The organism is Pseudomonas cuatrocienegasensis (assembly GCF_900110925.1).
Taxonomy (GTDB): domain Bacteria; phylum Pseudomonadota; class Gammaproteobacteria; order Pseudomonadales; family Pseudomonadaceae; genus Aquipseudomonas; species Aquipseudomonas cuatrocienegasensis.
The window spans coordinates 111,018-122,405 of record NZ_FOFP01000013.1; the positions used below are offsets into that span (position 1 = coordinate 111,018).

Here is an 11,388-nt window from a genome sequence, read left to right on the forward strand (position 1 = left end):
CGCTGTCCAGTGCAAGCTGCGCGTTACTGCTCTGGCTGACAGGGCTGCCCTCCAGCTATTGGCTGGCCAGTGCGTTACTGCCGGGCATACTGGTCTACCTTTGCCTGCATCGTGCCGCCGCCACCCAAGCGCACGCGCTCCAGCAGGCGCATCAGCACGCCATGGAGCAGGCTTGCGCTCAGGGAGCCGAGCCCCAGGTCGACGGGCTACCCGACCTCTGTCGCGCGGTCACCCCCATCTGGTCGCAACAGATTGATGCAGCTCGCCAGCACACCCAGACCGCCATTGACGCCCTCAGCGAACGCTTCACCCACCTGGCTGAGCGTATCAATACCGCGGTCGGTACCGGCGCCCAGTACGACAACCACACCCTGCTCAACTTGCTGGCCGGCAGCGAGCAGGAGCTCGAAGGCATCGTCAGCCAGCTGCGCCTGGCACTCAGCAGTAAAGAGACGCTGCTTGCCGAAGTCGTCAGCCTGAACAGTTTCACCACGCAACTCAGGGCCATGGCCCAGGAAGTCGGCGACGTCGCCAAGCAGACCAACCTGCTGGCGCTCAATGCCGCCATCGAAGCCGCGCGGGCCGGCGAGGCGGGCCGCGGCTTCGCCGTGGTCGCGGATGAGGTGCGCACGCTCTCCACGCGCTCGGAACAAACCGGCCGGCGTATCGGCGAAACCATCGCAACGGTCAGCGCCGCCATCGAAAACACCCTGAAAGTGTCCAACGAACACGCCAGTCGCGACGCCGGCACCCTGGGCAGCGCCAGCCAGGTGATTCGCCAGGTCATCGAAGATTTCCGTACAGGCGTCACTCACCTGGTTGAGCACGGCAATGTCCTGCAGAGCCAGAACCAGGCCGTCGGCGACGAAATCTCCGAGGTCCTGGTTGCCCTGCAGTTCCAGGACCGGGTCAGCCAGATGCTCGGCCACATACGCGACGACATCGACAAACTGGGGCAGCGCCTGAGCGAGCCGGGCCAGCATGTCGATGCCCGCAGTTGGCTGGATGATCTGTCGCACACCTACACCACCCCCGAACAACATGCCATCCACCATGGCCGCACCACCCCCGCGGCCAGCAGCGCTTCTGACATTACGTTCTTCTGAGGACACCGTTCATGGCCAAGACCATTCTCATCGTCGACGACTCCGCCTCAATCCGCCAAGTGGTGGGCATGACCCTGAAAAACGCCGGCTATGAGGTCATCGAGGGCGTCGACGGCAAAGACGCCCTGACCAAGCTCGACGGGCGCAAAGTTCACCTGATCATCAGCGATGTAAACATGCCGAATATGGATGGCATCACCTTCGTCAAGAACGTCAAGCAGATGCCAGCCTACAAGTTCACCCCGGTGATCATGCTCACCACAGAGGCCGGTGACGGCAAAAAAGGCGAAGGCCAGGCAGCCGGTGCCAAGGCCTGGGTCGTCAAACCCTTCCAACCGGCGCAGATGCTGACCGCGGTCTCCAAGTTGATCCTGCCATGAGGGCACAGCCATGAGCAGTGCCTCTGCAGAAAACCTGTATCGCATTCTCCCCCTGGAAGGCAGCTTGAGCATCTACAGCGCCACCGAGCACATGGGCCTGTTGCTACAGGTGCTGGCGCCCGATGCCGAAGTGGAACTGGACCTTTCGGCCATCGACGAACTGGACTGCGCCGGCCTGCAATTATTGGTGCTGGCCAAACAGGAAGCCGGCCGTATCGGTTGCCACTTGCGCCTGAGCAACCATAGTCCGGCCGTCATCGAGGCCTTTGAGCTGAGCGGGCTTGGCACCTTTTTCGGCGACCCCATCCTGATCAAGCCAGCCAGCGAGTAGCGACCATGGACATGGACGAGGTACTAAAAACCTTTATCGCCGAAAGCCAGGAACTGCTGCTGCAGATGGAAGATGCCCTGCTGCAGTTGGAACACACCCCAGGCGATGCAGACACCATCAATGCGATCTTCCGCGCGGCGCACACCATCAAAGGCTCGGCTGGCCTGTTCGGCCTGGACCTGATCGTCGCGTTCACCCATATCGCCGAAAGTGTGCTCGATCGCGTGCGCAGCAATGAGCTGCAGTTCAATGCCGAACTGACAGCGCTGTTTCTCCAGGTGGGTGATCATCTGGCGCGCCTGATTGCGCTGGTCGATGCAGGCGCCGACCTCAACACACTGGAGGTCGAAGTACAGGCCACCCACGAGACACTGAGTGAACAACTCAGTTATTACCTGGCGCCCGCGACGGCGGCCAAACCCGTAGCCAGCCAGCCCACTCGTATCGAACGTGGCAACGCTTCGGGGCTCAGTGCCGACCATTGGCACCTGTCCCTGCGCTTCGGCCCGGACACCCTGCGCAACGGCATGGACCCCCTGGGGCTGTTCCGCTACCTGAACACCTTCGGCCGCATTGTCAGCATCGTGCCACTGCTTGACCGCCTGCCAAGCGCAGCCGAGATGGACCCGGAAACCTGCTACCTGGGCTTCGAGATTGCCTTCGCCAGCGACGCCGACAAGGCCACCATCGATGGCACGTTCGAGTTCGTCCGCGAGGACAGCCTGATTCGCATTCTGCCGCCCCACAGCAAGTCGGATGAATACCTGGAGCTGATCCGCACGCTGCCCGAAGAAGACATGCGCCTGGGCGAGATCCTGATGCGCTGCGGCACACTCACCGCCGCCGAGCTGCAGGAAGTCCTGCTGGCACAGGTTGAGGGCCAGCAACGCGACGAGGCACAACCCATCGGCCAGGTGCTGATGGAGCAGAGCCTGGTGCAAGCACCGGTGATCGCGGCCGCCCTGCAGAAACAGCAACAGATCAAGGATAACCGCAGCAACGAGAACAGCCTGATCCGCGTGGATGCCAACAAGCTCGACAAGCTGATCGACCTGGTCGGCGAATTGATCATCGCTGGTGCCGGTGCACGCATGACCGCGAAAAACTGCGGCCACAGCGAGATGCTGGAAGCCACGGAGCTGCTCTCACGCCTGGTGGAAGAGGTTCGCGACTCCGCCCTGCCGCTGCGCATGGTGCAGATCGGCGCGACCTTTAACCGCTTTCAGCGGGTGGTGCGCGACGTTTCCAAGGAAATCGGCAAGGACATTAGCCTGTCGATCAGTGGCGGCGAGACCGAACTGGACAAGAGCGTGGTCGAGCGCATGGGCGACCCGCTCACCCACCTGGTGCGCAATGCCATGGACCATGGCATTGAATCGCTGCAAACACGCCAGGCGAACGGCAAGCCCGCCCAGGGCAATGTGTGCCTGAACGCCTGCCATGACGGCGGCAACATCATCATTGAAGTCACCGATGACGGCGGCGGCCTCGACCCGCAAAGGATTCTGGCCAAAGCCCGCGAGCGCGGCCTAGTCAGCGACAGCCAGACGCTGACGGAACAGGAAATCTTCAACCTGATCTTCGAGCCGGGTTTCTCCACCGCCGACCAGGTCAGCAACCTCTCTGGCCGTGGCGTCGGCATGGACGTGGTCAAACGCAACATCAGCGCCCTGCGCGGCACCATCGAGCTGAGCAGCACCCTTGGCCAAGGTACGCGCGTACGTATCCGCCTGCCGTTGACCCTGGCGATCATCGACGGCTTTCTGGTCAACGTCGGCCAAGCCGGCTACGTGATCCCGCTGGAGCAGGTCGAAGAATGCATTGAGCTGCACAGCGACAGCGCTATAACGCGTGGCCACCTGGAACTGCATGGGCAGATGCTGCCCGTGGTGCGCCTGCGCGAACTGTTCGACGACGACAGTACCCCGCCACGCCGTGAAAGCGTGGTGGTGGTACAGCAAGGCGGTCTGCGCGCAGGCCTGGTGGTCGATCAACTGGTCGGCGAATTCCAGACCGTTATCAAGCCGCTGGGCAAGGTCTTTGCTGCCTGCCGCGTGCTCGGTGGTTTCACCATTCTCGGCGATGGCAGCGTCGCCCTGATTCTGGACATCCCCAGGCTGCTGACCCAGCTCGCCGCGCCCCGCAGCGCCGTGCCCTTTGAAACCAAGCAGAGCTACGCCCATGAATGAGCTCACCGCCTCCGACCCACGAGCTCACGCCAACGCGCCTGGGCAGCGCAACACAGCGGAACACCCCAGACAGCAATACCTCAGCTTCATGCTGCATGGTCGCTGCTATGCCCTCGACGGCCTGAGTGTCAGAGAGATCATCCAGTACGGCAGGCCGACCAAGGTGCCCATGGTCAGCCCCTGCATTCATGGCGTGATCAACCTGCGTGGCGCCGTGGTTCCGGTGATTGACCTCGGCCTGCGCTTCGCCTTGGCGAAAACCCAGGTGGACCGCCGCACCTGCATCATCATCGTCGAAGTCAGCGACACTGAAGCCGCACAGACGCTGGGCATTCTCGTCGATGCCGTCAGCGAAGTTCTGGAAGTGGTGCCCGACGAGATGAATCCGCCCCCCGCATTTGGCAACCCGATTCCCAGTGCATTCATCCAGGCGATGCTTCACCAGCGCAATGATTTCATCATCGTACTGAACATCGAAAACGCCCTTGCGGTCGCCGAGATTGCGGGCCAACCAGGCGGTAACAACGCATTGACCGCCTGACCAGGCGGCAGCCAAGCACCCTAGAGGGAATAAACCATGTTCAAAGATCTGCGTGTGTCAACCAAGCTTGGTCTGGGCTTTGGTACGGTCATCATTTTGCTCTTGGTCGCCTTGACGTTGGGTATCGTAAGGATGAGTGCGATCAACGAGAGCAGTGAATTCATCGTCAATGACCGCTATGTGAAAATCCAACAGGCCACGGCTATCAAGGAGGAAACGCTGAATCAGGGGCGTTTTGTGCGCGACATCTTGCTCCACGAGAATGAAGAGGCTTCGGTTAAGAAGAGCCTCGAGCTTATTGCCGCCAGCCGCGAACGTCGTACCCAAATCGCAGAAGCGCTTGAGCAAACCATCGTCACGCCGCAAGGCCAAGAAATTATGGCGCGTCTCAATGCCGCTCGGGAGGATATCGGCAATCGCTACGATGCCTTGTTCCTGCTCTTGGGAGAGCCGGAGAAAGCCGAAGCCTACCTCTTCAACGAGCTGATTCCCTCCAACAATGCCCTATTGGACGCTGCCAACGCGATGATCGACAACCAGAGCGCGCTAATGGACAAGAGCGCGGAAGAAGCCCACGAACTCTATATAACCGCCCGCCTGCAGCTCATGATTATTGGTGGTGTGGCCATCTTTGTTTCCATTCTGCTGGGCTGGCTGATTACTCGCAGCTTGTTGAAGCAACTGGGCGGCGAACCCGCCTATGCCGCCGAGGTGGTGACCCGGATTGCCGAAGGTGATCTGAGCGTACAAGTGAAGGTCAAGCCCGGTGACACCAGCAGCATGCTGGCCTCCATCCACAACATGTCCACCCGCCTTACGCAGATCATCACCGAAGTGCGCGGTTCTGCCGACTCGCTGTCCAGCGCCTCCGAGGAAATCTCCGCCACCGCCCAGAGCATGAGCCAGGCCGCCTCCGAGCAAGCCGCCTCGGTGGAGGAAACCAGCGCCTCGATGGAGCAAATGGCCGCCTCCATCTCGCAGAACACCGAGAACGCCCGCGTCACCGACGGCATGGCCAGCAAAGCCTCAACCGAAGCAGGCGAAGGCGGCCAGGCGGTCAAGGACACCGTGCGCGCCATGAAGACCATCGCCGACAAAATCGGCATCGTCGATGACATCGCCTACCAGACCAACTTGCTGGCTCTCAACGCCGCCATCGAAGCCGCCCGGGCTGGCGAACATGGCAAAGGCTTCGCTGTGGTAGCCGCCGAGGTGCGCAAACTGGCCGAGCGCAGCCAGGTCGCGGCCCAGGAAATCGGTGAGGTGGCCAAGAGCAGCGTCGCCCTGGCCGAACGCGCCGGCAGTTTGCTCGACGAGATCGTGCCGTCCATTGCCAAGACCTCCGACCTGGTCCAGGAAATTGCCGCCGCCTCGGAAGAACAGAGCAGCGGGGTCAACCAGATCAATACCGCGATGAACCAACTCAGCGAGCTGACCCAGCAGAATGCCTCGGCCTCCGAAGAACTGGCCGCGACCTCCGAAGAGATGAGCGGCCAGGCCGAGCAATTGCAACAACTGATGGAGTTCTTCCAGCTCGGCGGTGGCACAGCCGCGCCCACTCACCAGAAAAACAACGTACACGGCGGTCGGCCCACGAAACCGGTGCATTCATCCCGGCCCCGCGATGACCACGCTTCGACGAACATGGCCGGCCTGCCAGCCGGTTATACCCGCTTCCAGGAGTGAGCCATGAGCGCCGAAACACGCCGTCTCACTGGGGCGACAGCGCCCTCGGGACAGTACCTGACCTTCACCCTGGCGAAGGAGCTGTTCGCTGTTGAGATTCGCGCAGTACGCGAGATTATCGAATACGGACACCTGACCAGCGTGCCCATGCTGCCGCCAAGCATCCTCGGCGTGATCAACCTGCGCGGCGCCGTAGTACCGGTAATCGACCTCGGCTTGCGCTTCGGCAACGCAGCCACCTGTATCGGCCCACGCACCTGCATCGTGATACTGGAAGTTGAACAGAACGGCAGCACTCAGGTACTCGGCATGGTGGTCGACGCCGTCAACGAAGTGCGCGACCTTTCAGCCGCAGAGATCGAGCCAACGCCCAGCTTTGGTGGCCGCATTCGTACCGACTTCATCCTCGGTATGGGTAAGCTCGATGATCGTCTGGTGGTGATGCTCGACGTTGGCCGAGTGATCTCCGCAGACGAGATGGTGCTGCTCAATCAGGCGGGGGAGTTAACCCATGAACTCGACTCACGCTGACGCAATCGCCTTTGCGCCCGCGGCACTGTCGGATCGGGAGTTCGAGCAGTTCCAGCGCCTGATCCACCAGATCGCCGGCATTCATCTGTCCGACGCGAAAAAACCGCTGGTAGCCGGGCGCTTGAGCAAACGCTTGCGCAGCCTCGGCATGCCCAGCTACGGCGACTACTTCAAGCGCCTGAGCAAAGATGCCGCAGAGCTGCAGACCTGCGTCGACCTGTTGACCACCAACGAGACGTATTTTTTCCGCGAGCCGAAGCACTTCGACTTTCTCCGCGAGCAACTCAGCAAACCAGAGGCCATCCCCAATGGGCGCCCCCTGCGCATCTGGAGCGGTGCCTGTTCCAGCGGCGAAGAGCCCTACACCCTGGCCCTGTTACTGGCCGACATACTCGGTGATAGGCCCTGGGAAATCCTCGCGTCGGATATCAGCCAACGCATCCTCGACCGCGCACGCACGGGTGTCTACAGCCTCGAAGACAGCCAGGAGATCCCCCGCCACCTGCTGGTGAAACACTGCCTGCGTGGCGTCGACGAAAACCTCGGACGCATGATGATCGCACCAGCGCTGCGTAAGCGTATTCGCTTCGAGCAGATCAACCTGAATGCCGCGCTACCGGATCACGGCCTGTTCGATACGATCTTCCTGCGTAACGTGATGATCTACTTCAATGCCGAGACCAAGCGCCAGGTGCTCAGCCGGCTCATCAAGCATCTGCGGCCAGGCGGTTACTTCTTTATCAGCCACTCGGAAAGCCTCAACGGCGTCGACGACACGCTCAAGCTCGTCAAACCGTCGATCTACCGCAAACCCAATGACTAACACCCCCGCTATCGCCGAAGTCTACCTGCGACCTGGCGACTATCACTTCGGCGGCCCTAACACGCGCATACGCACCCTGCTCGGCTCCTGTGTCTCGCTCGTGCTCTGGCACCCGAAAGCACGCCTGGGCGGCATGTGTCACTTTATGCTGCCGACCCGCGGTCGCCCGACCGCGCAACTGGACGGACGCTACGGCGATGAAGCCATGCGACTGCTGCGTGCCGCAGCCGACAGCAGCGGCACCTGTTTTTCCGAGTACCAGGTAAGAGTATTCGGTGGCGGTAATATGTTCCCTACCCGGCTACCCGGTAACCGCCAACACATAGGCCTGCAAAATATTGCGATGGCCAGATTCTTGGTTGCCGAACAAGGTCTCATCTGTCATGGCGAGCATGTGGGGGGCATCGGCCATCGCAACCTGATTTTTGACATCTGGAGTGGCCATCTGGCGTTGAAGCAGTCGCCTCCCCTGTCGATCTCTGGCCCATCTGGAGTCTCCTCTACATGAAGTCCATCAAAGTCATGATCGTCGACGACTCCGCCGTCGTCCGCCAGGTGCTGTCCGCGGTATTGTCCGCCGACACCTCGATAGAGGTCATCGGCACCGCCGCCGACCCGCTGTTTGCCCTGAGCAAGATGGAGCGCAACTGGCCGGATGTCATCGTCCTGGACGTGGAAATGCCGCGCATGGACGGCATCACCTTCCTCAAGAAACTCATGGCCGAACGCCCCACGCCCGTGGTGATCTGCTCCACCCTCACGGAAAAGGGCGCCAGCACCACCATGCAGGCACTGGCTGCCGGAGCCGTGAGCATCGTCACCAAGCCCCAGGCCAACCTGAGCAAGTTCCTGGTCAATGCCAGTGACGACTTGATCAACGCGGTCAAGGGCGCGGCCCGCGCCAATGTCCGCCAATTACTCAAGGGCAAGGTTGCGGAGAGTCCTGCAGCGGTCGCACCCAAGCTCAGCGCCGATGCCATCCTCGCACCCGCCCAGGGCGCCATGACCCGCACCACCGAGCGCATCGTCGCCATCGGCACCTCCACGGGCGGCACCCAGGCCCTGGAATACATCCTCACCTCGCTGCCACGCGTCTGCCCCGGCATCATCATCGTCCAGCATATGCCCGAGCGCTTTACCGCCGCGTTTGCCGAACGCCTCAACGGCCTGTGCCAGATCGAAGTGCTCGAAGCGCGCCATGGCGATCGGGTCATGCCCGGCCGCGCCCTGATCGCGCCAGGTGGCCGCCACATGCTGCTCAAACGCAGCGGTGCGCAGTACGTGGTCGAAGTGGTCGACGGCCCGCCCGTAAGCCGCCACAAGCCCTCGGTCGACGTGCTTTTCCGCTCCACCGCCCGCGCAGCCGGAGCCAATGCAACCGGCATTATCATGACCGGCATGGGCGACGACGGCGCCCGCGGTTTACGTGAGATGCATGATGTAGGCGCGCTCACGTTCGGCCAGGATGAAGCCAGCTGCGTGGTCTATGGCATGCCCAAGGAGGCGATGAAGCTCGGCGCGGTCAGCCGGGAGATCCCGCTGGAGCAGATTCCCGCCTATGTGCTGCGCAGCGAGCGCTGAAACGCCAATAAACAGGAACGCGCCCCTGTTCGCCCTGACGCCGCGCCAGTACCACCACCGCCAACTCGCCCGCCAGGACAGTCTCACCACGACGGCCAAGGAATATCGACGCGAAGGCTGAGGCGCAAAACCGCAAGTTCTATCAAGTCGCACCCGCAACAGCTCCCTACTCTTCGTCATCGACGTGCGCAGACAGCGCATGCACGGGTCGTATCGACAGAAGGAAGCTGATTGCCATGCGTTTCACCACGAGCCTGTTGTCCGTTGCCCTCTTGTCTGCTGGCAGCGGTTTCGCCAGCAACGCCCTCGCTGCTACCGCACCCGATTCCGGCCAGACCCAGCAGGGCCTCGAACAAATGCCCCTGCAACTGCCCGAGCGGCAAGCCATCGACCTCAACCTGCCCGATACCCCGGACGACCAGCTCACGACCGGCGGGCCGACCCTGGAGATCACCAGCTTCACCTTCGAGGGCAATACCGCCATCCCTCGCGAGGAACTGCTTGCCCTGCTTACCGACCTGCAGGGGCGAACGGCATCCCTCGGTGAACTCCAGGCAGGCGCCAACCGCATCACCCGCCTGTACCGGGAGCGTGGCTACCCACTGGCCCGCGCCTATATCCCGGCCCAGGCAGTCGACGCGGGGGTCTTGAAGATGACCATCCTCGAAGGCCGTTATGGCCAGGTCCGCATCAACAACCAGGCGGGCCTGCACAGCAATGCATTGGTCCCACTGAAGGTGCTCAGCCCCGGCGAGGCGGTACGCGCCGCACCCTTGGAACGCAGCCTGCTGCTGTTGCAGGACACCCCAGGCGTGCAAACCCGCGCCACCCTCAGCCCCGGCAGTCAAACCGGCACCACCGACCTGCAGGTGGATGTCGCGCGCGGCCCGCTGCTCAGCGGTTCGGTCGATGCCGACAATTACGGCAACCGCTTTACCGGCGAGTATCGCCTGGGCGGCACCCTGAACCTCAACAACCCGCTGGACCTGGGGGATCGCCTGAGCCTGCGCGCGAGCGGCTCGGACGAGGACCAGCGCTACGGACGTGTCGCCTACCAGTTACCGCTCGGGCCCTGGGCTACCCAGTTCGGCGTGGCCTATTCGGACATGGACTACCAACTGGCCAAGGACTTCGACGACCTCGACGCCCATGGCAATGCACGTATCGCCAGTGTCTTCGCCATTCAGCCGCTGCAGCGCACGCGTGACTTCAGCCTGTATGCCCAGGCGCAGTTCGATGACAAACGTCTCAGGGATGACATCGACCTGTTCGACAGCCAGGCAAACAAACGCTCGCGCGTGCTCACCCTGACCCTCAATGGCAACAGCCGCGACGGCCTGCTCGGCGGCGCTATCAACAGCTTCGCCCTGGCCCTGAGCCAGGGCAGCCTGAGCCTTGACGGCGCCAACCAGCAGCAGGCAGACGACCTCAGCGCCGGCACCCGAGGCCAGTTCACCAAGCTCAACCCGAGCCTGGTACGCCTGCAACGCCTCACCGATCGTTTCAGCCTGTACACCCAGCTCCAGGGCCAGTGGGCCAACGGCAACCTGGATAGCTCGGAGAAGCTCTACCTCGGCGGCGCTTATGGCGTGCGCGCCTACCCGCAGGGCGAGGCCTCGGGCGACCAGGGCTGGCTGGCCAACCTCGAACTGCGCTACGCGCTAAGCGATACCTGGCAGCTCTCCAGTTTTATCGACCATGGCCAAGTGCGCCTGAACAAGGACACCTGGGCCGCCGACGACAACCACCGCAGCCTCTCCGGCGCAGGTGTGGGCGCGCGCTGGGCGGCCCATGGCTGGCAAATCAATGCGCTGGCCGCCTGGAAACTGGGCAACGCCGACCCACAGAGCGATGTCGACCGCAGCCCGCGTGTCTGGGCGCAAGTGGTTCGTTACTTCTAGCCAACCGTCACCGCCCACAGAAGCCCGCTAAAAAATACCGCCGCCCCACAACCGGCAAGCAGCCAATCGACTACGGGAAAACCGCCATGAACCGCAGCTACGCCCTCGTCTGGAACCTGCGCCTCTCGGCCTGGAGCGTTGCCCCTGAACACGCCCGGCGGCGCGGCAAGGGGGCAGGGGCCATTATGGCCGCTACCTTGTTGAGCCCCTTACTCGCCCTTGCTGCCGACCTGCCCAGCGGTGGCCAGGTGGTCTCCGGCAGCGGGGCGATCAGCACGCCAACGGCCAAGCAGATGGTTATCGACCAGGCCAGCAACAA

11 protein-coding genes and 1 pseudogene are annotated in these 11,388 nt (G+C 62.4%); all 12 read left to right on the top strand.

The annotated features are described in order from the left end of the window. Positions 1 to 530: 530 nt before the first annotated feature. Positions 531 to 1,106: pseudogene (locus BMW49_RS25665) on the top strand (methyl-accepting chemotaxis protein); the annotation flags it as partial. Between the two features lie 11 nt (positions 1,107 to 1,117). Next, the gene (locus BMW49_RS17540; protein WP_069518856.1) at positions 1,118 to 1,486 is read left to right on the top strand and encodes a response regulator; all 369 of its coding nucleotides are present in this window, start codon (positions 1,118 to 1,120) and stop codon (positions 1,484 to 1,486) included. A gap of 10 nt (positions 1,487 to 1,496) precedes the next feature. Beyond that, positions 1,497 to 1,817, top strand: coding sequence for an STAS domain-containing protein (locus BMW49_RS17545; protein ID WP_069518858.1), 321 nt, complete (start codon positions 1,497 to 1,499; stop codon positions 1,815 to 1,817). Positions 1,818 to 1,822: 5 nt separating this feature from the next. Further along, the gene (locus BMW49_RS17550) at positions 1,823 to 4,006 is read left to right on the top strand and encodes a chemotaxis protein CheA (RefSeq protein ID WP_069518859.1); all 2,184 of its coding nucleotides are present in this window, start codon (positions 1,823 to 1,825) and stop codon (positions 4,004 to 4,006) included. Then, positions 3,999 to 4,547 carry a chemotaxis protein CheW gene (locus BMW49_RS17555; RefSeq protein WP_069518861.1) on the top strand — a complete coding sequence of 183 codons (549 nt, stop codon included), beginning with the start codon at positions 3,999 to 4,001 and terminating at the stop codon, positions 4,545 to 4,547. Before BMW49_RS17550 ends, BMW49_RS17555 begins: the two co-directional genes overlap by 8 nt. A gap of 36 nt (positions 4,548 to 4,583) precedes the next feature. Beyond that, positions 4,584 to 6,233: a methyl-accepting chemotaxis protein gene (locus BMW49_RS17560; RefSeq protein ID WP_069518863.1), complete on the top strand. Its 1,650-nt coding sequence runs from the start codon at positions 4,584 to 4,586 to the stop codon at positions 6,231 to 6,233. A 3-nt stretch (positions 6,234 to 6,236) separates the two neighbouring features. Further along, positions 6,237 to 6,764 (top strand): chemotaxis protein CheW, encoded by a 528-nt coding sequence (locus tag BMW49_RS17565; RefSeq protein ID WP_069518865.1) that lies wholly within the window; start codon positions 6,237 to 6,239, stop codon positions 6,762 to 6,764. Further along, complete coding sequence (locus BMW49_RS17570; RefSeq protein ID WP_170829048.1) at positions 6,745 to 7,587, top strand: CheR family methyltransferase; 843 nt, start codon at positions 6,745 to 6,747, stop codon at positions 7,585 to 7,587. Before BMW49_RS17565 ends, BMW49_RS17570 begins: the two co-directional genes overlap by 20 nt. Then, positions 7,580 to 8,095 carry a chemotaxis protein CheD gene (locus tag BMW49_RS17575; RefSeq protein WP_083251734.1) on the top strand — a complete coding sequence of 172 codons (516 nt, stop codon included), beginning with the start codon at positions 7,580 to 7,582 and terminating at the stop codon, positions 8,093 to 8,095. Before BMW49_RS17570 ends, BMW49_RS17575 begins: the two co-directional genes overlap by 8 nt. Next, positions 8,092 to 9,168 (top strand): protein-glutamate methylesterase/protein-glutamine glutaminase, encoded by a 1,077-nt coding sequence (locus BMW49_RS17580; RefSeq protein WP_069518867.1) that lies wholly within the window; start codon positions 8,092 to 8,094, stop codon positions 9,166 to 9,168. The genes BMW49_RS17575 and BMW49_RS17580 overlap by 4 nt, the downstream gene beginning before the upstream one ends. A 236-nt stretch (positions 9,169 to 9,404) precedes the next feature. After that, complete coding sequence (locus BMW49_RS17585) at positions 9,405 to 11,069, top strand: ShlB/FhaC/HecB family hemolysin secretion/activation protein (protein WP_069518869.1); 1,665 nt, start codon at positions 9,405 to 9,407, stop codon at positions 11,067 to 11,069. Between the two features lie 86 nt (positions 11,070 to 11,155). After that, positions 11,156 to 11,388, top strand: a 233-nt coding sequence (locus BMW49_RS17590) for an ESPR-type extended signal peptide-containing protein (protein ID WP_139205706.1), incomplete at its 3' end; no start/stop codon positions are given.